The sequence below is a fragment of the Aquirufa sp. HETE-40SA genome (assembly GCF_054558635.1).
In genome coordinates this window covers 1-23,773 of the sequence record NZ_JBPXKN010000001.1, presented here as the reverse complement: position 1 = coordinate 23,773, position 23,773 = coordinate 1, and the positions used below count along the sequence as shown (strand labels likewise).

Annotated in this window: 22 protein-coding genes; 11 read left to right on the top strand and 11 right to left on the bottom strand. The window is 39.9% G+C overall.

All coding sequences use genetic code 11. The features are described from left to right. Positions 1–15 precede the first annotated feature (15 nt). The 3 genes from ACRZ9O_RS00110 to ACRZ9O_RS00100 all read left to right on the top strand — a co-directional run bounded on the left by ACRZ9O_RS00110 (position 16) and on the right by ACRZ9O_RS00100 (position 3,477). Positions 16–2,472, top strand: coding sequence for a bifunctional UDP-N-acetylmuramoyl-tripeptide:D-alanyl-D-alanine ligase/alanine racemase (locus ACRZ9O_RS00110; RefSeq protein WP_459455166.1), 2,457 nt, complete (start codon positions 16–18; stop codon positions 2,470–2,472). 297 nt (positions 2,473–2,769) lie between these two features. Then, entirely contained in the window at positions 2,770–3,117 is a 348-nt protein-coding gene (locus tag ACRZ9O_RS00105; RefSeq protein ID WP_459455164.1) for an ArsR/SmtB family transcription factor, read from the top strand. A 24-nt stretch (positions 3,118–3,141) separates the two neighbouring features. Continuing rightward, the gene (locus ACRZ9O_RS00100) at positions 3,142–3,477 is read left to right on the top strand and encodes a hypothetical protein (RefSeq protein WP_459455162.1); all 336 of its coding nucleotides are present in this window, start codon (positions 3,142–3,144) and stop codon (positions 3,475–3,477) included. Between the two features lie 90 nt (positions 3,478–3,567). On the opposite strand, the gene fumC is transcribed toward ACRZ9O_RS00100, so the two are convergent. Then, positions 3,568–4,971, bottom strand: coding sequence for a class II fumarate hydratase (gene fumC, locus ACRZ9O_RS00095; protein ID WP_459455160.1), 1,404 nt, complete (start codon positions 4,969–4,971; stop codon positions 3,568–3,570). 57 nt (positions 4,972–5,028) lie between these two features. Between fumC and ACRZ9O_RS00090 the strand changes: the two genes are divergently transcribed. Further along, positions 5,029–5,370, top strand: coding sequence for a Spx/MgsR family RNA polymerase-binding regulatory protein (locus tag ACRZ9O_RS00090; protein WP_459455158.1), 342 nt, complete (start codon positions 5,029–5,031; stop codon positions 5,368–5,370). Here ACRZ9O_RS00090 and ACRZ9O_RS00085 read toward each other — a convergent pair. From ACRZ9O_RS00085 to rsfS, 8 genes are all read right to left on the bottom strand, one after another. Beyond that, the gene (locus ACRZ9O_RS00085) at positions 5,367–6,677 is read right to left on the bottom strand and encodes an ABC transporter permease (protein ID WP_459455156.1); all 1,311 of its coding nucleotides are present in this window, start codon (positions 6,675–6,677) and stop codon (positions 5,367–5,369) included. The genes ACRZ9O_RS00090 and ACRZ9O_RS00085 overlap by 4 nt on opposite strands. Before the next feature lie 3 nt (positions 6,678–6,680). Beyond that, the gene (locus tag ACRZ9O_RS00080) at positions 6,681–7,574 is read right to left on the bottom strand and encodes an ABC transporter ATP-binding protein (RefSeq protein ID WP_459455154.1); all 894 of its coding nucleotides are present in this window, start codon (positions 7,572–7,574) and stop codon (positions 6,681–6,683) included. 88 nt (positions 7,575–7,662) lie between these two features. Next, entirely contained in the window at positions 7,663–8,196 is a 534-nt protein-coding gene (locus ACRZ9O_RS00075; protein ID WP_459455152.1) for a TrmH family RNA methyltransferase, read from the bottom strand. A 2-nt stretch (positions 8,197–8,198) separates the two neighbouring features. Next, positions 8,199–9,176, bottom strand: a complete 978-nt coding sequence (locus ACRZ9O_RS00070; RefSeq protein WP_459455150.1) for an acyl-ACP desaturase — start codon at positions 9,174–9,176, stop codon at positions 8,199–8,201. 45 nt (positions 9,177–9,221) lie between these two features. Continuing rightward, the gene (locus ACRZ9O_RS00065) at positions 9,222–10,721 is read right to left on the bottom strand and encodes a glycoside hydrolase family 32 protein (RefSeq protein WP_459455148.1); all 1,500 of its coding nucleotides are present in this window, start codon (positions 10,719–10,721) and stop codon (positions 9,222–9,224) included. Continuing rightward, entirely contained in the window at positions 10,675–11,478 is an 804-nt protein-coding gene (locus ACRZ9O_RS00060) for a UDP-2,3-diacylglucosamine diphosphatase (RefSeq protein ID WP_459455146.1), read from the bottom strand. The genes ACRZ9O_RS00065 and ACRZ9O_RS00060 overlap by 47 nt, the downstream gene beginning before the upstream one ends. Positions 11,479–11,516: 38 nt before the next feature. Beyond that, positions 11,517–13,676: an ATP-dependent zinc metalloprotease FtsH gene (gene ftsH / locus ACRZ9O_RS00055; protein WP_459455144.1), complete on the bottom strand. Its 2,160-nt coding sequence runs from the start codon at positions 13,674–13,676 to the stop codon at positions 11,517–11,519. A gap of 68 nt (positions 13,677–13,744) precedes the next feature. Then, positions 13,745–14,131 carry a ribosome silencing factor gene (rsfS, locus tag ACRZ9O_RS00050; RefSeq protein ID WP_459455142.1) on the bottom strand — a complete coding sequence of 129 codons (387 nt, stop codon included), beginning with the start codon at positions 14,129–14,131 and terminating at the stop codon, positions 13,745–13,747. 93 nt (positions 14,132–14,224) lie between these two features. Here rsfS and ACRZ9O_RS00045 point away from each other — a divergent pair, with 93 nt between their 5' ends. The 4 genes from ACRZ9O_RS00045 (at position 14,225) to ACRZ9O_RS00030 (ending at position 18,847) form a co-directional block, all read left to right on the top strand. Then, positions 14,225–15,016 (top strand): biotin--[acetyl-CoA-carboxylase] ligase, encoded by a 792-nt coding sequence (locus ACRZ9O_RS00045; RefSeq protein WP_459455140.1) that lies wholly within the window; start codon positions 14,225–14,227, stop codon positions 15,014–15,016. Positions 15,017–15,033: 17 nt separating this feature from the next. Further along, positions 15,034–16,701: an AMP-binding protein gene (locus ACRZ9O_RS00040; protein WP_459455138.1), complete on the top strand. Its 1,668-nt coding sequence runs from the start codon at positions 15,034–15,036 to the stop codon at positions 16,699–16,701. Positions 16,702–16,718: 17 nt separating this feature from the next. Further along, positions 16,719–18,107, top strand: a complete 1,389-nt coding sequence (locus tag ACRZ9O_RS00035) for a BamA/TamA family outer membrane protein (RefSeq protein WP_459455136.1) — start codon at positions 16,719–16,721, stop codon at positions 18,105–18,107. 182 nt (positions 18,108–18,289) lie between these two features. Continuing rightward, entirely contained in the window at positions 18,290–18,847 is a 558-nt protein-coding gene (locus tag ACRZ9O_RS00030) for a hypothetical protein (RefSeq protein ID WP_459455134.1), read from the top strand. Here the strand turns inward: ACRZ9O_RS00030 and ACRZ9O_RS00025 are convergent. Next, positions 18,844–19,896 carry a branched-chain amino acid aminotransferase gene (locus ACRZ9O_RS00025; protein WP_459455132.1) on the bottom strand — a complete coding sequence of 351 codons (1,053 nt, stop codon included), beginning with the start codon at positions 19,894–19,896 and terminating at the stop codon, positions 18,844–18,846. The two genes, ACRZ9O_RS00030 and ACRZ9O_RS00025, sit on opposite strands and share 4 nt — an antisense overlap. Positions 19,897–19,908: 12 nt before the next feature. Then, positions 19,909–20,460, bottom strand: a complete 552-nt coding sequence (locus tag ACRZ9O_RS00020; protein ID WP_459455130.1) for a cob(I)yrinic acid a,c-diamide adenosyltransferase — start codon at positions 20,458–20,460, stop codon at positions 19,909–19,911. Between the two features lie 88 nt (positions 20,461–20,548). Between ACRZ9O_RS00020 and ACRZ9O_RS00015 the strand changes: the two genes are divergently transcribed. From ACRZ9O_RS00015 to tyrS, 3 genes are read left to right on the top strand one after another with little or no spacing between them, the layout of a single operon-like run. Next, a complete protein-coding gene (locus ACRZ9O_RS00015) occupies positions 20,549–21,058 on the top strand; it encodes a hypothetical protein (RefSeq protein WP_459455128.1) in 510 nt (169 codons plus the stop codon). Continuing rightward, positions 21,055–22,263, top strand: coding sequence for an S-adenosylmethionine:tRNA ribosyltransferase-isomerase (locus ACRZ9O_RS00010; RefSeq protein WP_459455126.1), 1,209 nt, complete (start codon positions 21,055–21,057; stop codon positions 22,261–22,263). The genes ACRZ9O_RS00015 and ACRZ9O_RS00010 overlap by 4 nt, the downstream gene beginning before the upstream one ends. Positions 22,264–22,287: 24 nt before the next feature. After that, positions 22,288–23,580: a tyrosine--tRNA ligase gene (tyrS, locus tag ACRZ9O_RS00005; protein WP_459455124.1), complete on the top strand. Its 1,293-nt coding sequence runs from the start codon at positions 22,288–22,290 to the stop codon at positions 23,578–23,580. Positions 23,581–23,773 lie beyond the last annotated feature (193 nt).

The window sequence follows — 23,773 nt, the reverse complement described above, 5'->3', positions numbered from 1 at the left end:
TGACACGGATTAATCATGATTCAGCATAAAAACCCTGCCCACCTACGCGCAAGCTACTTAAGTCTTGATAGCCGCCAAATTTATGAACCCGCTAAAACTGCCTTCTTTGCAGTAAACGGTCTTAATCACGATGGGCACCAATATGTGGAATCTTTGTATGCTAAAGGAGTTCGGGAATTTATTGTTGAAGAATCGGCCTGGCATGGTTCAATAATTGAAAAAGCGGCCAAATGGGAACAAACAAATATATATGTAGTTGAAAACAGCATTAAAACGCTGCAGACTATAGCAAAACAACACCGGGAGCAATTCAATTTCCCTGTCATTGCCATAACAGGTTCGAACGGTAAAACTATTTGTAAAGAATGGCTTGCCACCCTTTGCGGTTCCAGATACAAGGTGGTTAAAAGCCCTAAGAGTTATAATTCCCAAATTGGGGTTCCATTATCACTCTGGGCGATTCAAGAGAAACATAACTTAGGTATTTTTGAAGCAGGTATTTCCCTAAAAGGCGAAATGAGCAAAATAGAAACCATGCTCCAACCTGACTATGGCATTTTTACTCATTTTGGTGAGGCACACGGCTCTAATTTCAGTTCAGATGAGGAGAAACTAAGAGAAAAGTTACAACTCTTTAAAAAGACTAAAAAACTCGTCTATCGAATCACTAATCTCCAAGATGATCCCATCAAACGAATCATGCAAGAAACCAACCCCTCTTGCGAACTCATCGGATGGAATACCATTAGCCCAGACAAAGGCTTGTTCACTTTTTGGCAAACAAAAGGTAAAACAGCCCAAATCAAAGTAATAAAGGCAGCACAAAGTGAAACATTTATCGACAGTCTAATCGATTTTAACGACGAAGCTTCACTTGAAAACAGCACACATTGCCTCATCTTGGCATCGATTCTAGGACTCAGCAAGGAAGAATTAAGTATAAAATCACACGCATTGAAGCCCATATCTATGCGGTTAGAGATGAAAGAAGGTTTACGTGGAAATACCTTAATCGATGACTCATACAACAATGATTTAGACGGTCTGCGACTAGCATTGCCACTTTTGAAAAAAAATAGTACGAAGAAAAGTGTATTAATTCTGAGTGATTTTCTAGAAACAGGCATACCCGAAGAAGAACTATACACAACCATCGCCACCTTAATTCATCATCATAAAATAGATCGAGTTATTGGTATAGGCGATCAAATAATCCGAAATAAAAGTTATTTCAAAGAAATTGACGTTTATCACAATACAGAAGATTTGATTGCTTCAGGACAATTAAACACCATTAGCCATAGCCAAATCCTGCTGAAAGGAGCTAGAAAATATAATTTTGAAAAATTAGCCAACAGGCTTGAAAACAAGTCCCATAGAACACAGCTAGAGGTCAATTTAGACGCCATACAACACAATCTAAGGTATTTTAAACAAGATATAGGCCCAGAAACAAAATTAATGGTAATGGTCAAAGCCTTTGCCTATGGCACTGGCGCCATCGAAATTGCCACCTTATTACAAAATAGTGGTGTTGACTATTTAACAGTAGCCTATACAGACGAGGGAGTTTACCTCCGTAAACAAGGAATATATCTACCTATCATGGTCATGAATCCTCAAATAGATGATTTAGATATACTAACAGAGCATGGATTAGAGCCCGAAATTTATAGCTTCGAACTACTAAAAGCCATTGACGAATACGGCACTCAACAAGGTAAAAATATCAAAATCCATATCAAGCTTGATACTGGAATGAAAAGACTAGGTTTTGACAGTTCTGAAATAGAAGAATTAAGCGAAAATTTAGCTCAAATGCCTCACTTATGGGTAGCCAGCATATTAAGCCATTTGGCAGCTGCAGACAGTCCACAACACACAGCATTTACAGAAGATCAAATCACTAAATTCAAACTTGCTGCCGCTAAAATTGAAAGTAGCTTAGGCTATCAAACCATAAAACACATCGCTAACTCGGCAGCCATCTCCAATTTCCCATCAGCGCGACTAGATATGGTCCGTTTGGGCATCAGTTTATATGGAATTACCGGTAATCCGAACGTAAAAAACAAAATCGAGAACGTATTAACCTTAAAAACGTCTATCTCACAGATCAAAAACATCGCTCCCTATGAGACAATTGGCTACGGAAGACGTGGTAAATTAGCCGGTACTGGACGCATTGCTACCCTCGCCATTGGCTATGCTGACGGCTATTCTAGAGCCCTGGGAATGGGCAAAGGAAACTTCGAAATCAAAGGTCATTTATGCCCCACCGTAGGGTCGATTTGTATGGACATGTGCATGGTTGATATTAGTGAATTTCCAGACATTTCTGTCGAAGATACCGCTATTGCCTTTGGCGGAAAAATACTATTATACGAATTAGCAAAACAAGCCGAAACTATCCCATACGAACTGATGACAAATATCAGTGAACGTGTGAAGAGGGTTTATGTTACGCAGTAGGCAGTAACCAGTTGTCAGTCGACAGTCGGCAGTGGTCAGAAGACAGTCCGGAGGAAACAAGTCCGAAGGAGTGTGTCTATCTCTACTCTATACTCTCTAATCTCCACTCTATTATCTCCTCTCTCTAATCTAATAATTAGCAATATTGCTATGTACAAACTACATATTTAACATTTTTGCTAATTATTGATTACCCATTCCGCTAATTAATTAGTACGACTGCTAAATAGGCCATCAATAAACTGATTTGGAGATTTAATATCAATATATTAACTTAGCTAAATATCAAATAATAGCATGGCTGTAGAGAACATAGCAAAAGCTTTAGGGGATGAGTCCAGAAGGAAAATCATCGAACTATTGAAGGAAGGAGAACTTCCTGCTACGGCTATATTTGATCAATTTGAGTACGCTGCCCCTACTATCTCCAGGCATTTATCTGTTTTAAAGGATGCTGGCTTAGTGAGTACACGCAGAAATGGAGTCTTTATTTACTATCAATTAGAGAAGGATGCGCTGCGTCAATTAGACGAATGGCTCTCCCCTTTCCTACCGAAAGCAAAGGCCACACCTAAAGAAAAATCGAATCCTGTACCTAAAATTCCGAAAGAAAACCCTTTCGATAAATTTCAGTCTGAATTCTAAAATAGTAGAATAATACAATTTAAAATGAAGCGATTTGTGTTCATCATTCGAGGTCCAGTAGCCGGAATTTCCAGCGAATCTAGCTTAGCATCGGAGGCAGAATTAGACCAAATTCGCACCTGGTTAAAGGGCTTAAAATCGACTTATGCGGACATGCTTTTTCAGAAATTTTCAGGTGAATTACAGGCGCTAAATCAGAGTGGAAAATTAGACAGCCGACTGATCCAACAAATTGATGGAGGAGAAATTTCTCAGATCGTTACACTGATTTTGCCTAGCTTAGAAGTGGCCGAAGAAATCGCAGCCAGTTTCCCCTTCCCTAACGAGTTTTATAGTCTCGAATTAAGAGAAATGGCCTAGACATCCATAAAATCAATAAAAAAAGGCCTATACATAGCGTACAGGCCTTTTTTATGCATTCGCGACGAGAATCGCGTATTTTTTCTCTCCTTATAGATTGATCTCGCCTACCATATTCTCAGGCTTTACCCAAGCATCGAACTCTTCGGCAGTTAAATAACCTAAAGAAATCGCTGTTTCCTTAAGCGTAGAGCCATTTTTATGAGCTGTCTGCGCAATCTCCGCTGCTTTATAGTATCCGATCTTCGTATTTAAAGCAGTTACTAACATCAAGGAGTTATTCACATGCTTCTTAATGTTATCATGAAGTGGTTCTATACCTACCGCACATTTATCATTAAATGCAACACACACATCTCCGATTAAACGAGCTGAATGTAAGAAGTTATAGATCATCACTGGTTTGAAAACGTTCAGCTCGAAATGGCCATTTGAGCCACCAATTCCGATGGCTACGTCATTACCCATCACCTGCGCCGCAACCATCGTCATCGCTTCGCATTGCGTTGGATTCACCTTACCAGGCATAATAGAAGAACCAGGCTCATTATCAGGGATATAAATCTCACCAATACCCGAACGAGGACCAGATGAAAGCATACGAACATCGTTACCAATCTTCATTAAACTTACTGCAACCGTCTTTAAAGCACCGTGAGCCTCTACAATCGCATCATGTGCGGCTAAGGCCTCAAACTTGTTCTCAGCCGTTACAAAAGGTAATCCTGTCAATGTAGCGATATGCTTTGCTACGTTCTCTGAATAGCCTTTAGGCGTATTAATACCCGTTCCTACCGCAGTACCTCCTAAAGCTAGCTCTGAAAGGTGTGCAAGGCTGTTGTTAATCGCGCGTAAACCATGATCTAATTGCGACACATAACCAGAAAATTCTTGGCCTAGGGTCAAAGGAGTCGCATCCATGAAGTGCGTACGACCGATTTTAACCACGTTTTTGAAGGCTTTTGCTTTGGCAGCTAAGGTATCTCTCAACTTCGTAATGCCAGGAATCGTTACCTCCACTAAAGATTGATATGCAGCGATATGCATCGCCGTAGGGAACGTATCATTCGACGATTGAGACTTATTCACATCGTCATTGGGGTGTACAAATTTCTGCTCATCAAGCAAATTTCCTCCTTGTAAAACGTGAGCGCGGTAAGCAATCACCTCATTACAATTCATATTAGATTGCGTACCTGAGCCTGTTTGCCAAACCACTAAAGGAAACTGGTCTGCCCATTGTCCACCTAGAATTTCGTCACAAACTTGACCGATTAGATCTTTTTTCGCCTCATCTAAGACACCCGCCTCAAAGTTCGTAATAGCCGCTGCTTTCTTTAGGTAAGCAAATGCTCGAATGATCTCTTTCGGCATTTTATTAATATCCTGAGCTATCGGGAAATTCTCAATCGAACGCTGCGTTTGAGCTCCCCAATAAACGTGAGCAGGCACTTGCACCTTACCCATAGTATCTTTTTCAATTCTATACTCCATACGATGTTTTGTATTAAATTTGTCTTAGTCCACAAAAATACCACCAAAATCAATAAGATGCTTACTATTTACGGAATTCCTGCTTGCAATACGATGAAAAAAGCGTTTGATTATCTAACGGAAAAGGGGATTCCTTTTGTGTTCCATAATTACAAGAAAAGTGGCATTGATGCAGCACAATTGCGCTATTTCATCGAGCAATTAGGCGAGGAAACGGTGTTAAACAAACAGGGAAGCACCTATCGTCAATTAAGCGATACGGAGAAAGAAAATTTGGATGTTTTCTCGTACTTACAAGAAAAAACATCTGCCATCAAGAGACCTATTTTCGTCTTGAATAACAGATGTTTTGCTGGGTTCAAACTAGAAGAATTAGAACTTTGGTTAGGCAAAAATTAGCCTTTATAAAAAAGCCATTTGGTCATTTCTTTGACCGTAATTTTCTTACCGTACATCAAGATTCCTACGCGGTAGATTCGTGCGGATAGCCAGCTACAACCTAAGAATCCTAGCACTAATAAAACCATAGAAGTGGCTAATTCCCACATGGGAACGCCATAAGGCAAGCGAACCATCATATTAATAGGTGATGTGAATGGGATCATTGAGGCCCAAAAAGCAATCGTACTATCAGGCTCCTGCATCGTAAACTGCGCCATTACAAAAGCTAAAATGATTGGCAACATGACGATAAATGTAAATTGCTGCGCTTCAGCTGTATTCTCTACTGCACTACCTATCGCCGCGAAAAGAGAGCTATACAATAAATAACCAAACAGGAAATAGAATAGAAATCCACCTACTACCAAAGGTATATTTGTACTTTCAATCACTTTAGTCACTTCAGCCATGGGAGATGCATCATCTACCTGCTTAGCTACTTCGGGATCTGCCTTTTTCATTTGCTCCATTTTCTGCTTCACCGGACTTGCTGTATAGAAAGTTGAAGCCACCTGTGATAAGCCAATCGTCAACACAATCCACAATAAAAACTGGGTTAATCCCACCATTCCTACTCCTAAAATCTTACCTAACATTAACTGATAAGGCTTGATGGACGATATAATCACTTCAATTATTCGACTACTTTTCTCCTCAATCACCCCATTCATCACTTGGGATCCATATAATAACAAGGTGATGTAAAGTAGCATTCCCATCACTCCAGCTAATATCATAGCCCCTCCAGATGATGAGCTCGTTTCATTACCTGAGTCAGAAACCGTAATCGTCTCACTACCCACATCTACTTGCGTTTTATCATAAATATCTGAAGCTATTCCTGCTTCTTTCATGAGTGTAGCTCTTACCTTTTTCTCAATGACCCGCTCAATCGTCGACTTTAAAGGCAAGCTTAAATTCTTCTCAGAATAGATTTTGAGCTCTTTTGATTGCGTCAAAATATCCTTGGGAAGATGTACAAAAGCAGCATATCCCTCCTTCGTAAATGACTTTTTCAATTCCTCTGCAGGCTTATTCACCAAGGTAAACTCCACTTCCTTGTCCTTCAGATCAGCAACTTGAAACAAACCACTCTCATCTAAAATCTCTACCCGTTTTACTTCCTTATCTTGCATAGCTAACCAAATAGGCACCGCATAAATCGCCGTAATTAAAATAGGCCCTAACAATGAGGCTATCCAAAAGGATTTTTTTTGAATGCGGGTCAAATACTCCCGCTGAATCACTAATAATATCTTGTTCATGGCTTATTTCGTTTCGGCTACTACTTGAATAAATATGTCATTAAAGGACGGAACCACCTCTTTAAACTCGAATAAATCTACTTGCTTTAGTAAGGCTGCAATGGCCTGATTCGTTTGATCAGGCTGGGTCAACTTAATTATGGCTCTGTTCTTTTCAGGAGCAACACTAATTAGCTCAAATGACTTAGAATCGGCTAATTGGCCTGAATAAGAGATCTCATATTCAAATTTTTTGAATCGATTTCTAACCTCATCTTTCTCACCCGTCAACACCACCTGAGAATGATTAATCAACGCAATGCTATCGCATAATTCCTCAACAGATTCCATGCGGTGAGTAGAGAACAAAATCGTTGTTCCTCTATCTTTTAGGCCTAAAATTTCGTCTTTGAGCATATTTGCATTGATAGGGTCAAAGCCAGAAAAAGGCTCATCAAGAATCAATAATTTAGGCTCATGCACCACGGTAGCAATAAACTGAGTCTTTTGCTGCATCCCTTTGGAAAGATCATCAACGTGCTTATTCCACCAATCTTTTATATCCAGACGGATAAACCAATCTTTCAATCTATTCTGCGCCTCAGCTTTAGAAAGCCCTTTCAACTGAGCTAAATACATTAGCTGCTCCCCTACTTTCATTTTCTTGTACAAGCCACGCTCCTCCGGCAAATAACCTATCTGCTCGACGTGCTTCGGTTGTAACAATTCTCCATCGAATAACACCCGTCCTTCATCAGGAGCAGTAATCTGGTTAATAATTCGAATAAGTGAGGTTTTGCCGGCACCGTTGGGGCCAAGAAGCCCAAAAATTTGTCCTTTGGGAATGTCTAAACTTACCCCTGCAAGAGCTGTATGTTCTGCATAACGCTTTACCACGTTCTGAATAGATAGTATCATAGATTGAAATTAACGAAACGAAAGTAAACAAAAATTGCGCTCAAATCCTGGTAAAAGGATGAACGCAAAATATAAAGGATGAACGAAATTAGGCGATGATTTTGGACACAAAATCCCAAATAACCACCCCCATGCTAACCGACACATTTAAGGAATGTTTTGTTCCAAACTGAGGTATTTCTAAGCTAAAATCAGCCTCTTGAATCCAAGCATCATTTACCCCAAAAACCTCGTTTCCAAACACAAAAGCATATTTCTTACCTTTAACAGGTTCGAATTTCTCTAAAGAAACCGAGCCCTGCACTTGTTCTACACATACGATTTGGTATCCATCAGCACGTAATGACTGACGACTCGCAGCTCCATCCTCAAAATAGAACCAATCCACGGACTCATCAGCACCCAAAGCAGTTTTAGATATCTCACGATGAGGAGGTTGTGCCGTGATTCCGCACAAATGAATGGCAGCACACTTAAAGGCATCCCCTGTTCGAAAGGCTGAGCCAATATTATTCATACTCCTGATGTCATCTAAAACGATCACATAAGGGAATTTTTCAGTGGTTTTATACGCGGATATATCGAGCCTATTTAGCTCATCCATGGATAACTTCTTTGACATATTTAGGCAATCCAAGAGAAAGGATACGCTAATTCAGGCACCTTTACTCGATCTGCTAATTTTTCTAAACGGGCTGGCAAATTAGCCACATAATCACGTGCCTTTTCTGCCGTTTCATTCAATCCCTTCATATTTTCGATATCCCAATCTGAGATTAAACCTTTCATGATAGTCACATAGTCAGTGGTCGTATAAACCCCTAAACGCTGTGCCGCATCAGAAAAATGCTCAAATAATGAACTCTTCGCTCCATTAATCTCACGCAAGAAATGAGCTGGCATCACAATCTTCTTTTTCATCATGTCTGCAAAAGCTATCATCATTTCGTTCGGATCTAAATTAAAAATTTCCGAAACGAAAGCGCGATAAGCCTTGTGGTGACGTAACTCATCTGCTGCAATTTGTGCACACATACGAGATAAAAGAGAATTGCCGTGCTGCTTAGCTAAAGAGGCCGTACGACGGTGAGAAATATTAGTTGCTAATTCTTGAAACGAAGTATAAACGAAATTCCGGTAGGGATCAGCTGAAGTGCCTATATCGAAACCATCTGCAATTAAATATTGAGTGGAAACCGCTACAGCCTTCATATCTACCTTTCCTGATAAGTATAAATAGGTGCCTAGTAAATTTCCGTGACGATTTTCCTCTGCAGTCCAGGTACGAATCCAACGTGCCCAGCCATCATTTTGATCTACTTGATTCACTGTATCCATACCTAATAACCAAGATTCGTAGGTAGGCAATGCCTCTTCAGTAATGGTATCCCCTACTAAAACGGCCCAGTAATCATAAGGCAATTCGTTCGCTGCCTCTTGCAAGGCTTTCACATCTGTAAAGAATGAATCCTTAGTAGAATCAGGGAGCATGTCAGCTGGTTGCCAGTTGGTCTCGATCGGAACTAAATAGTCCTTCACATAAGAGTCCATGTTTTTGGCCAGTTCTGTCATGACCTCTAAGCGTGTGTGAATTTGCGACATCAGTTTTTGGTTAAATTTTAAGTTTAGGAAGATACAAATAAATCGCTATTTTATCTCCCAAATGCGTAATTCCTTTATCCTGAGTTCTCCACCCAAGGAGACCAGGCGAACTGACTCTTTTTTCGTAGGAAAACGTAAAGAACTGATAGCTACCGTGCCATCCTGCGCTAACAATTCTAATGTGGAACGGTCTACCACCAGTTGTAAAATTTTATCTTCTCCTTTCATAACAGGAGCAGATTGAACCATATCAAAACCGGGAGCTGGAATTTGACCACTTAAACGGCGATCAATAAACCACTCTTGGCTCTTCTCATCGAACCCAATACGCGTTATTTCCGGATTTTCTTTGGCCTCATTACCCAATTCAATACCCCATTGCTTGGCATTGCTTGCATCCACTTTTAATTCGATGACATAGGTCTTATCCTGAAGAAACCTCATCCCAGATAAAGTCTTGCTTCCCTTCAATACTAAATTATTAGCCTCAAAACTGGGTTTCGCCTTCGTTAAATCGGGCTTTAATACTTGCTTTAATTTTAATCCCTGCGCAGTACGTTTCAACGACAGCGTTCTAGCAAGCGACATTTGACCTTTCCAAGGGAAAGTAGGCTGCTCTTTAGCATAGGACCAACTCAACATCCAAGATAGCCAAAATACCTCCTTATCAACCGTATTATAGAAGGGAATCGCGGCATAGAAATCTCGACCATAATCGACATAATTTATCTGCTCTTTAGGTGCATCATTCGTAAAGGTCTTGCCATCAAAATTTCCCACAAAATACTGCATTCCCACCGCCTTTTTATAAGGTCCTTGACTAGATAAAGCTAAAACCCACTTTGTTTCTTTCGAATTTTCAACCGGCAATTCTAATAAGGAAGGGCATTCCCAAATCATGTCCGCATCGCCTTGCGGGCCAAATTCACTTAATAAATTCCAATGAATCAAATCCTGCGAGCCATAAAACTGAGCCTTGTACTCCCAAGGCTTGACTACTGTCATCACAAATTGCTTTGAAGGGCCATGGTAAATGATGTTAGGATCTCTAAAATCCTTCAAATTAATGCTTAAAACGGGATTTTGGCTATATTTCGTCCAAGTTAGTCCTTCATCATTTGAGTAAGCTAAATGCTGCTCTTGTAAGGTATTGGGATAATCAGCCGTATAAATGGCTATCAATAAAGGCTTATTGGGATCTCCTAAACCAGATACATGGTCTTTGTCATACACTACGCATCCAGAAAAAATGTATTCTTTTCCGTGGGGAATTGCCACGGGCAATTCTTCCCAATGCAATAAATCGGTGCTTTTTGCATGCCCCCAACTCATATTCCCCCATTCGTTTCCTTGTGGGTTATGTTGATAAAAAAGATGGTAATTCCCGTTGATGTAGATTAACCCATTGGGATCATTTGTCCAATTTTTCTTTGGGCTAAAATGAATGGCTGGGCGCCATTGCTCCGTTATTTTTGGCGTACTCTGCTGAGAAAACGTGTTAAACGCGATCAGCGTTAAAATGAATAAAGTCGATTTTATTTTCATCTAGTTGGAGGTAATAAGCATTTTTAAAATGAGGATTAAACCAATCCCCAAGGTTGTAATAAGTGGCTCCTGTGTCAAGAGGGAAAGCAATAGGATGGTGTCGATGGCCAAAGACGAAGGCTTGAACGGTTGGCTGCAATTGTGCTAGATCACGCACATAGGATAAAATATAATCTGTATCTGGATTAAATGCTTGCTCCCCTTTCGTCATCGTACTTTCCTTACTAGTAGAAGACCAAAAATTGGCCAAACTAATCCCCACATTCGGGTGTAAGAATCCAAAAAGCCATTGTGCCACACGATTCGTAAACACTTTCTTCAATAGCTTGTAACCTGTATCTCCAGGACCTAAACCATCGCCGTGACCAATGTGCAAGTGAAATGTAGCGTTCGCTGACTTGATCTTCAAATCACTCGGTTCTCTGTAAATTTTAGCGCCTAATTCCTTTTCGAAATAATCCCACATCCACAAATCATGGTTACCCACAAAAATATGAATCGCAATGCCTTGATCAGCAAGGGCAGATAGCTTCCCTAAAAAGCGAACAAAACCTCGCGGAACTGCTGTCTTGTATTCGAACCAAAAATCAAATAAATCACCTAACAGAAATAAATCCTGCGCATCTGACTGAACCTGATCTAGCCAAGAAACCAGCGCCTTTTCACGCTCTCTTGAAGTCTTTTCATCGGGAAAACCCAAATGAAAATCAGAGGCGAAATATACTTTCTTACCAGAAATCAGATTAATATGAATCATATCAAAAAAATGGGGCGATTGTTAGGCGCCCCAATTAATTAACTATCAGTACCTGTTGATTTAGGCTTTCTTGCTCTTGGCTTAGCAGCCACCTCTTTCGAAGCAGCTGGCTTTTTAGCGGCAGGCTTTCTTGCAGGAGTCTTTTTAGCCACCTCAGCTTTCTTAGGAGCATTCTTTTTCTCCTCAGCTAAATCACGCTCATCTTTCGCCACCTTGCGTTTCTTCTCAGTCTCACCCTTGATAAACTCTTGGTAAGACGTCAGTTGTTCAAATGGACGAGGGCCTACCAATGCTTCTAAATCGCTCTGGAACAATACCTCTTTTTGCAATAATTGCTCAGCTAAAATCGTCAATTTATCTTGCTTCGATTTCAACAATTTCTTCGTACGATCGTAAGCTTCTTTGATGATTTTACGAACCTCTTCATCAATTTCACGCGCTGTCGTTTCCGAATAAGGCTTGTTAAATTGATACTCAGATCCTTTGGAATCGTAATAGGATATATTGCCTAATTTCTCATTCATACCATAAATGGTCACCATCGAGTAAGCTAATTTCGTAATGCGTTCTAAGTCATTTTGAGCGCCCGTTGAAATCTTTCCAAAGACAATTTCCTCCGCCGCACGACCGCCTAAAGTAACACACATCTCATCCATTAATTGCTCTGTACGGTATAAGAATTGTTCTTTAGGCAAGTATTGCGCATAACCTAAAGCCGCCACTCCACGAGGGACAATCGAAACTTTCACTAATGGATTTGCATGCTCTAAGAACCAACCTGCAATGGCATGACCAGCTTCATGGAAGGCTACGATTTTCTTCTCCTCTGGAGAGATTAACTTGTTTTTCTTTTCTAATCCCCCAATCACGCGATCCATCGCCTCTTGGAAGTCATTCATATCAACTGCCGTTTTCGAACGACGTGCAGCGATTAAGGCTGCTTCGTTACAAACATTGGCAATCTCTGCACCTGCAAAACCAGGCGTCTGAGCTGCTAATTCCTTAGGGTCTGTGTCAGCCGCTAATTTCAAAGGCTTCAAGTGAACTTTAAAAATAGCCTCACGACCGATGATATCAGGTTTATCGATAGAGATCTGACGATCAAAACGACCTGGACGCAATAAGGCTGGATCTAATACATCTGGACGGTTCGTAGCCGCCATAATGATGATACCTGAATCTGTTGCAAAACCATCCATCTCCACTAAAAGGGAGTTCAAGGTATTTTCACGCTCATCATTCCCACCAGGCATCGAGCCACGACCACGAGAACGACCCACAGCATCAATCTCATCAATAAAGATGATACAAGGCGCTTTTTCTTTCGCTTGTTTGAACAAATCACGTACACGCGCTGCTCCCACACCTACGAACATTTCTACGAAATCAGATCCTGATAAAGAGAAGAATGGGACGCCTGCTTCCCCAGCAACCGCTTTTGCAAGTAAAGTTTTACCCGTACCTGGAGGGCCTACTAAAAGCGCTCCCTTTGGAATTTTACCACCTAAGTCAGTAAATTTTTTAGGAAATTTTAAGAACTCAACGATCTCCTGAATCTCTTCTTTTGCTTCGTCTAAACCAGCTACATCATTAAATGTAATCTTCACTTTCGATTCACCTTCGATCAAAGTAGCACGGGATCGACCAATATTGAATATTTGGCCACCACCACCAGCTCCTCCTCCCATTCGGAAGAATAGGAAATAGAAACTTAGACCCATCAAAATAAAGAATCCCCAAGTACCTAACCAATCCAAGGGACCAGTTCTAGTCTCGGGCGAAGCCATAATTTGCTCGTTTCGGGGAAAATCTTTTTGACGATCTTCTAAAAAACGCTCGAAGCTTTCTTTCGAATTAATCTCAAATTCAAAGTGAGGAACCTGACCAGTAGGAACGACTTTCTGAGTTGTATTTTTCTTGAAATACTTAGGAATAAAGGCTGGTTTTAGACTAACCTCGACGATTTTATCATTGACTATTAATACCTTTTCTACTTCTTTTTGAATCAACATCGATTCAAATTGCTTGATAGTTATCGGCTGTAAAGTCGTTTCCTTTGAAAAGAAAAACATACTGATGACTGCGATTACTAGTCCTACTACCATCCAGCTTTGGAATCCCCCAGCTGGCTTTTTAGGCATTCTTGGTTGTAAGCCAGAGCGCTTCGCATTTTTAAAATTATTCCCTTGTTTGGCCATTTTGAATTTTTATTGTTGGGCATTAAACACCTGGATAGGTGCAAAGGTTCTATAAATCTAAAATAATATTAATCAGGGATCACCGTAAATTTAGCATCACCCCACAACTCTTCTAATTTAAAAAACGCACGTTTATCCTTCAAGAATACGTGAACGATGACATCATAATAATCCATTAAAATCCACTCCCGGTTTGCCTTACCTTCTACCGCATGGACATGTATTTTACCTGATTCCCACACTTCCTTATCCACTGAATCAGCAATTGCATCAATTTGCGTATCTGAAGTACCTGAACAAATCACAAAAAAATCAGTAAATGCATTATCCACTTTCCGCAAATCCAACACCGTAATTTCTTGTGCTTTTTTATCCTGCATGCCTTTTACCACCCAGCTCACCATTTCCTCAGACGCATCGACTTGCTTAGCGGCTTTCTTAAGAGTTTTACTCATAAATCTTTTTTCTGTATTAATTTGTACAACAAGAAACCCTTACCGAATAAAAATCTAAATTTGTTCTTGTAACCCTAAAATTACAAATAATAATTGAACAATTACCAAGCAAATACTCGCTTCGTCGGCAAAAAGAGTAAATATCTAGACATTTGTCCGTCAACTAATTCTTTGGCCTTCTCTGAGGCTTTAAAGGAAGATTTAGAAGAAGGATTTGCTTGGATCGCTGGGCATCAAACCGAAGGAAGAGGTCAAAGGGGAAATACTTGGAATGCTGAACCAAATCAAAATCTTACGCTCTCCTATTTGCTTCGTCCACCGCATCATTTATTAGAGAAGCAGTTCTTTTTAAGCAAAGCCATTGCCAATGGAATTTTATCCGGTTTGGAGGCATGGTCACGGACTACTCAAGGTGAAAATTTCAATTTTAAGATTAAATGGCCGAATGATATCTACCTAGATGGCGTTAAAATGGGTGGTATTCTGATTGAAAACAATATTCAAGCAGGCAAATGGAGTTTCTCCATCATCGGAATTGGATTAAATATCAATCAAAAACAATTTGAAAATATCAGAGGCACCTCACTCCGCTCTTATTTAGATTTACCACAACCCATTGCATTAACAGAAATTTACCATTACCTATCCCAAGGCATTGAGGAAGCCTACGGTCAATTTTCGAGTGAAGCATTTAACAAAATAGACGAAATTTACCACGATAAACTATTCAGACGCGCTGAATGGGCTTTATATGAAACAAATGACGAAAAATTCGAAGGCAAAATTCTAGGTGTAAACGAAAAGGGATTATTAGAAATTGAAAAAGAATTCACGGTAGAATCCTATGATTTAAAGGAAATAAGTTTTATTTTTCCTTCTTTATAAACCTCTAGATACATTACATGATTTCGCATTACCAAAGCAATTTGGAGAACTTTCTTCATTGGGCTAAGTACACTCCTAATAGCCTTTATTTAAGGCAACCCATTGGAGATCAATACATTGATTACTCCTTTTCTGCGGCTTCAGTAGAGGTTAAAAAAATAGCCCAATTCATTCAGGATAAGCTTAAAAAAGGCTCAAAAAATGTGGGTATCCTTTCTAAAAACTCTGCCCATTGGATGATGGCAGACTTAGCTATTGCAGCTGCAGGAGGCATATCAGTACCCTTTTATGCTACCTTAACAAAAGAACAACTTAACCAAGTATTGGTACATTCTGAATGCCAAATCCTGATCGTAGGAAAACTGGATCATTGGAACAAAATTAAGGAGGGAATTCCAGAGCACATACTGCTGATTCATACTCCAGAAAGTTCTGAAAAAACAGGTGTGCAATGGGCTGATATTTTGGAAAACACCATAGAAATTACCAAGTTACCTACACCAAAACCGACGGACATTGCAACGATAGTGTATACCTCAGGCACTACTGGAATGCCTAAAGGTGTTATGATTACCTACGGTGGCATTAAGGCAGGGATTAATATGGCGCGCGAAATCGCCTTATTAGACCAACCTAACACCCGTTTTATTTCCTACTTGCCCCTCTGTCATATTGCCGAACGAAATTTTGTAGAATTTGCAGCTACAGCAGCTGGTGGAACCATCCACTTCGTCGAAAACCTTGACACCTTCTCTAAGAATCTTGCTAGTGCGAGACCGACCCATTTCTTGGCGGTACCTCGTATTTGGGCTAAATTTCAAGAAGGAATTTTACAAAAAATTGGAGGCCAAAAGAAACTAAACCTATTACTTAGCCTCCCGATAGTCAAAACACTTATTCAGAAAAAGATTCAAAAAGGACTAGGATTAGACCAAACTACTTTAGCAGTTACCGGAGCTGCACCCATCTCCGCTGAGCTACTGACTTGGTTTCAAAAACTAGGGATTTATATTCAGGAGGCCTACGGGATGACGGAAAATATGGGACTCAATACCGTCATGCCTCGTGACATCATAAAACTGGGAACAGTAGGCAGAATACATCCCGACTGCGAAACTCGCATCGACCCAGATACAAATGAAATCCAAATGAGAGCGCCTTATAATTCCACCGGATACTTCAAAGAACCAAAGCTAACGCAGGAATTATTTACCGAAGACGGCTGGTTAAAAACGGGCGATCAAGGCAAACTGGATCAGGAAGGCTTTATCTCAATAATCGGTCGCGTTAAAGATAACTTCAAAACTGCCAAGGGACATTACGTGGCGCCAGCGCCTATTGAAAATAAATTAAATACTCACGAGTTTATTGAACAGGTTTGTGTGGTGGGAGTCAATTTGCCACAACCGATCGGCTTGATTGTATTGAGTGCACTGGGTAAGTCAAAAGAGACCGCTGAAATTCAGGAGGCTTTTGAAGCACTTCGCCAGGAAGTAAACCCCGCATTAAAAAATTATGAACATTTACGTAAAATGGTCATTGTTAAAGAAGATTGGACTATTGAAAATGAGTGTTTAACACCCACGATGAAGATAAAAAGGCCATCTATCGAGCAAAAATACCAAGCAAACTTTGAGAGATGGTATGCGCACCAGGAGGCGATTGTTTATGAACTAATGGATTAAAATTTTTACCTTGCAAGGTGAAATTCCTCCGCCTTTCTTTACTAATTACCTGCTGCTTTCTTCTTCAACAAAAGGCTAAGGCTCAGTACGTCATTATCGATAGTGTCATTTTTAAAGGCAACGATAAAACGCGAGATAACATACTGAGAAGGGAATTAGATATTTTCCCTGGAGATACGTTACAATTTTCAGAAATAGACTCACGTGTAGAATTTAACAGACGGAAGTTAGTAAACACCAATTTGTTTATTTGGGTAAAGAGCAATTCTCATCCAAAAAACTCAGATCACATCACGGTCACCTATGAATTTTTAGAACAATGGTATCTCTTAGCATATCCCGTTTTTCAATTAGCTGACAGAAATTTAAATGATTGGTGGGAAAGAGGACATTCCTTTGAAAGAACAATTTATGGGGCCCATTTTATCCACAACAACTTCATGGGCAGGAATGAAAAACTTAGCTTCAAAGCCGAGACAGGATTTACCCAACGTGTAGAACTAGGTTACTCAAATCCCTACTTAGATCGCAAAAAAACGCTTGGACTTGGCGCCGCATTAACCTATATCACCAATAAAAATCTAGCCTTCAGGACGATCAATGATACTCTAAACACCATTAGTAGCGATAAAATACTAAGGGAAAGGTGGAGCGGGGCTCTTAGTTTTAGAAAGCGTCTTCGCTTTTATGATTTTCATTTCGCTGAAATCAGATATAGCCACACTATCATAGCTGATACCATTAAACAATTAAATCCTAACTATTATTACAAAGGATCAAATGAGCAAAACTTCCTTCAATTAACCTACGCATTCTCTTATGATTTCAGAGATTTTGCTCCCTACCCACTTAGAGGAAGAAAAATTGATCTAGCGTATAATTTTTATGGAATTCTTGCTCAGGACGCCTTAAACTACTGGGATATAAAAGCTTCTTTCGCCTATTACTTTGATATTGGATCAAATTTCTTCATTAGCTCCCAATGGAAAGCAAAAGTCACTCAAGAGAACAAAAATATCCCCTATGCGAACATTATGGGCCTTGGATATGGTGGCGATAATGTACGTGGCTATGAATTGAATGTGATAGACGGTACTAATTTTTTACTTTCAAAAACCACATTCAAATACCAGCTATTTAATAAAATCATTCCGATAAGATTTTTACCCTACAAGCAATTCAACCAAATGCCTGTTTCACTATATCCTACCCTTTTCTTTGACTTTGCCTACGTGTACCAAGCACAACCAGAATTAACCTCTAGCCGGTTTTCGAATCGTTGGATTTATGGAATGGGAGTTGGTTTTGACATTGTCACTTATTATAATTTCGTCTGTAAATTAGGATTACCTTTATTAAATAGCGGCAAATCCGGACTTGTGGTTAGTATTGGCAGAGAGTTTTAGCCAAAAAAAAGCCGATCAAAGACCGGCTCATTTTAAAAATACCTAACCACTAATAATCTTAAATATTCGTAAGGCCTAAGCCCATTTAATGCATAATTTTTTCAAAAATAACATTTTTTATTATCAATGACGAAATTCATTTATTTTTGACAGATAAAATTATTCTACTTAACTACAATTGTATGAAAAACCCGTTAAATAAACTAATCGTTCCAATTTTGGGCATTTTTATTTTTCTTAACTCCTGCAATCAAGATAAGCAAAGTGAAAATAAAGAAATTGCTAAAAATGAAGCAGCGGTATCTGCTTGGGAGGATAGTGGCGAATGGGTACAAAAATTAAGTTTAAGCCCCGATAAGGTAATAAGAAACGCGACTTGGGGTCAAGATATGGGTAGCCTTCAGGACACTTTGGAGTTAGCCGAATCACAACCAGAAAAAGGAAAGTCCTATACCTTGTATTTTGATGATACGGATTTAAACTTCAGTGATATAACCTACGTTCCTAACGAACAGAATAAACTACAAGAAATTGACTTCGATATTTTTGTGGAAGCTGGAGAGGATGTCCCTCCTTTAATTGAGCATTGGAAAAACTATTTGGACGCTAAATTCGGACCATCAGAGTTAAAAGGTAAAACCATTCTTTGGTCTAAAAACAAAAATACCCGAATCCTATTAGAGAACGTAAGTACTCCTAAGGATCCGGGTATCAAAATTAGCTTTAAATCCGCAAACTAGATTTTGAAAATCCAGCCTCGTGTATCAGGAATTTCACCTAGGCGAATTTGATTAATTTCGGTAAATACTTTAACAGAAAAGTCACTCTCTTTAGAGGCTGGCAATTCGTAATCAACGCCCTCAAAACCTATGGTTTTAATAGGGGCAATTACCGCGGCAGTACCAGCACCAAAGGCCTCAGTCACTGCACCAGAGTTAATTCCTTCTACTAATTCTTTTACAGATAAAAGACGCTCTTGAACATCTAAGCCCCAATCTTTGGCAATCTGAATAACCGATTTACGTGTCACTCCATCCAAGATCGTATCTCCTGTAGGTGCAGTAACAAGCGCACCGTTGATAACAAATAAAAGATTCATCGTACCTGCTTCCTCCACATATTGGTGTGAAGCCGCATCCGTCCAAATAATTTGATCGTACCCCTCTTTCATCGCTTGAACTGTTGGATACAAAGAACCTCCATAATTCCCTGCATTTTTTGCGAAACCAACGCCTCCTTTTGCAGCACGAATGAAATTGGTTTCCACTCGAACACGCAATGGTTTAGTATAATAAGAACCTACTGGGCAATTAAAAATAATAAACTTATAAGTGGTGGAAGGTGATACACCCACGTACTCATCAGTTGCAAACATGAAGGGACGGATATACAATGAGGAACCCTCTTTTTCCGGTACCCAAGCATTATCTAATTCGAGTAATTGCTTTAAACCTCCTAAAAAAATTTCTTCAGGTACCTCTGGCATACACATGCGTGCCGCTGATTTGTTAAAGCGCTTCATGTTTTCCTGAGGACGAAAAACTAAAACCTCTCCTTTCTTCGAGCGATAAGCCTTCATTCCTTCAAAAATAGCTTGCCCATAATGAATGGACATCATCGCTGGCTGATAGGAAAGGGGGCCATATGGTTGAATTTGAACGGATTTCCAGGCTCCATCTGCATATTCAGCTACAAGCATGTGATCAGCAAAAGTGCGGCCGAAAGCCAAATTGTCAAAATCAACCTCGCTTAAGCGAGATGTAGGCGTTTTTTGAATGGTAATTTGCATAGGTTTTTGTTTCTACTTGCCGGAATTCCAAGGTATCTCGGGGATATCCAATGAATGGTGTAAATAACGGCACATCATAAATAAGTAATCTGATAATCTATTCAAGTAGGCGATCGCAGTCGCATAATCTTCTTTTTCTTCTTCCTGCACCCATCGAATCAGGCTTCGTTCTGCTCGACGACAAACGGTACGAGTAATTTGGGCTGCAGCAATAGTGGGGTGTCCACCTGGTAAAATAAAGAAGCGCATAGGCGCTATTTTACCATCAATTTCATCTATCATTTTTTCGATAGCCACGATATCGTGCAAAGAAATTAGCTTCATATTACCTAAATATTCTTTCGAATCACTGGCAACATGTGCGCCCAGAACAAACAAACTTGACTGAATGGATTGTAAATATTCCGCCAGATGCGGCTCCATTTGACAAACTAATGCACCGATATGGCAATTCAATTCATCAATATCCCCGATCGCATCCATGCGAACATTTGACTTAGACACTCCTTTACCATCCGCTAAGCGGGTAAATCCACCATCTCCGTTCTTCGTATAGATTGCCATTTTGTAGGGGTTATCCACAAAAATAATAGAAATAAAGATTAGGTCGGTATGATTTTCAAAACTAATTTTGCAGACATTTTATTCAACTATGTCGATAGACCATTTTGCATCTCGAGTTTGGCGAATTTTGTCCATGGTGGCATTCGGAATCTCTTTGTTATTTATTTACCGAGGGCTTCCTGATCCTACAGCTGTGCATTTTGGAGAAACAGGTCGTGGAGATGGATTTCTACCCAAAGAAGAGGTCTTCTACCTAGTTGCAGGTGTCATCACCTTATTAAATGTCTTAACGCTCTCATTAATCAAAGCCATTGATAAAATCCCTACCGAAAAATGGGGTCAAATTCTTCCTGTTTTCGCAGAGAAAGGAAACGATACCATTAAAAGTACCTTTATCAACTGGCTACATTTCTTTCCTGCACTCATCAATACCTACTTGATCCTCGTGATGAGAGCTTTATTAATGCTGAATGACGAAAGAACTTACCAAACCGATTACAGTTACATTCCTTCATTAGGCATTGTATTCCTATTAGTTTGGTTAATTTACCTTCCCGTACGTCTTTTTGCTAGCCCTAAATTCGAAGAGGAACTATGAGTATCCAAATGCCGAATATTTCCATTCAGGCGTTTGATTACCCCTTACCTGAATCGAAAATCGCTCAATTCCCTTTAGCGAATCGCCACGATTCGAAGCTTTTAGTCTATCAAGATGGCGTAATCAAGCACGAAGCTTTCCGACAATTAGCAAATCAACTTCCGGAAAACGCTTTATTGATATTTAATAATACCAAAGTCATTCCAGCCCGGATTCCTTTATTCAAGGATAATGGCGTCGCGGTTGAACTCTTTTTATTGCATCCACTTTCAGATTCAGTTCCTACAGAACAATTAATGGAGAGTACAGGTGAAGCCAGCTGGGAATGTTTAGTTGGTAATAAAAAGCGTTGGAAAGAAGGTGATGTCCTTTTTAAAGGGGATTTAGCTTTCTCCTGGATCGATCGCGAGAAAAATCAGATAAGGATCAGTTGGGAGACGGATAAAAGCTTCGCCCAAATTTTGGAAGAAATTGGTAAAATACCCCTTCCTCCATACATGGAAAGAGAGGCACAAGTTTCAGACGCTGAACGTTACCAAACCTTGTTTTCTGAAAAACCAGGTGCCGTGGCAGCCCCTACAGCTAGCTTGCACTTTTCAGATGAGGTATTGGCTGATTTAGATCGAATCAACATTCAGAAAGCGTATCTCACCTTGCACGTGGGAGCGGGCACCTTTCTTCCTGTTAAAGAAGAGGATGTCAGCAAACACCCGATGCACCGAGAGCAATTGGTTTTTAAACCTGAATTAATAAAAACACTTTTGGCTCATCAGGGGCCATTTATTCCAGTAGGAACAACGGCTTTGCGTGCATTGGAGAGTTTGTATTGGAGTGGTGTTTGGTTGATTGAAAAAAGACCTATTGAAAACGGGGTAATGGTGTTGCCTAAAGAATTTGCGTACGAGGAGCGCTCTTATATCCCATCTGTTCAAGACGCACTCGATGCCGTCTTACAGTTTTTAAAAAAGGAGAATAGAAATTATTGGGTGGCTGAAACTGAATTATTAATCATGCCGGGCTACACCTTGCATTTCTGTGATGGCATTGTGACGAATTTCCACCAGCCAAAATCCACTCTTTTAGTGTTAATCGCTGCCTTAATTGGGGATGATTGGAAAAAGGTTTACGAAACCGCTTTGGCCACTAATTACCGCTTCCTCAGCTACGGTGATTCGTCTCTATTATTTAAAAAGAAGGATATTTAGTACTTTTGCAAAAAAGAATACATTATGACAAATTTCATTGAAGAATTACGTTGGAGAGGGATGTTACACGATATGATTCCTGGTTTAGAGGATCAACTTGCCAAAGAAATGACGGTGGCATATATCGGTTTCGACCCTACTGCACCGAGTCTTCACATCGGAAATTTAGCGGCAATTATGCTCTTGAAGCATTTTCAATTGTCTGGTCATAAACCCATTGCCTTAGTAGGTGGTGCCACCGGAATGATTGGTGATCCCTCAGGAAAATCAGCTGAACGTGATTTTCTTTCAGAAGATACGTTACGCGAAAATCAAGTGGGCATTCAAGCACAACTAGAGAAATTCTTGGAATTCCATTCTGGAGCTAATTCCGCTGAGGTGGTTAATAATTACGATTGGTTCAAAGAATTCAGCTTCTTAGGTTTCCTACGTGAGGCTGGCAAATTCTTAACCGTGAATTATATGATGTCCAAAGACTCTGTTAAGAAACGTCTAGAAACAGGTATTTCATTTACTGAGTTCTCTTACCAATTATTACAAGGATACGATTTCTATCATTTATATAAGCACAAAAATGTGCGCCTTCAAATGGGTGGTTCTGATCAGTGGGGTAATATCACGACAGGTACCGAAATCATCCGCCGTAAAGAAGGACACGATGAAGATGCGACAGAGCGTGCCGCTTTCGCGTTAACTACTCCATTAGTAACAAAAGCAGATGGAACTAAGTTTGGTAAGTCTGAATCGGGTAATGTTTGGCTAGATGCTTCTAAAACATCCCCATTCGCTTTCTACCAGTTTTGGCTAAATGCCGCTGATGCAGACGTTCCTCGCCTAATCCGCGTGTTTACTTTATATACGAAGGACCAAATCGAAGAAATGGAGCGTGCCCACGCTGAAGCACCACACTTGCGCATCTTACAAAAGGCCGTCGCAGAAGAAGTAACCACACGCGTTCACGGCGCAGACATTTGTGCGCTTGTCATTGAAGCATCTTCCCTGCTCTTCTCTAAAGATGCAGTAGAATTATTGAGTAATGCCTCTGATGCCTTAATCGCACAATTACCTGTCTATGAAGTTTCAGCCACTTTACTAGCTGAATGCCAAAACCTCACCGACCTAATTAGCATAGGAACAGAAAATCTCATTTGTTCTTCTAAAGGTGAAGCCAGAAAAGCCATCCAAGGAAACGCCATTAGTGTAAATAAGGTGAAAATAACTGATCCTGCTTCTCCCCTACAATTCGATAAAATCAAAGGTAAGTTCCTATTAATCGGAAACGGAAAGCAGAAAAATTATATTTTATCCTTCAAATAGTCTAGGATTAGTCTTCTCCACAAAAAAATATCAAAAAATTAGAGTGCAGGTTTGTAGATTATAAAATAATCCTACATCTTTGCACTCCCAATCGCTAGGAACATACGGTTTCTAGAGCAAGACTGAGAGTAGATCAGGTGATTAAGTTCACGACAGAGCGGGTTGCTTTGGAAGATTTATATCGAGGTACAAG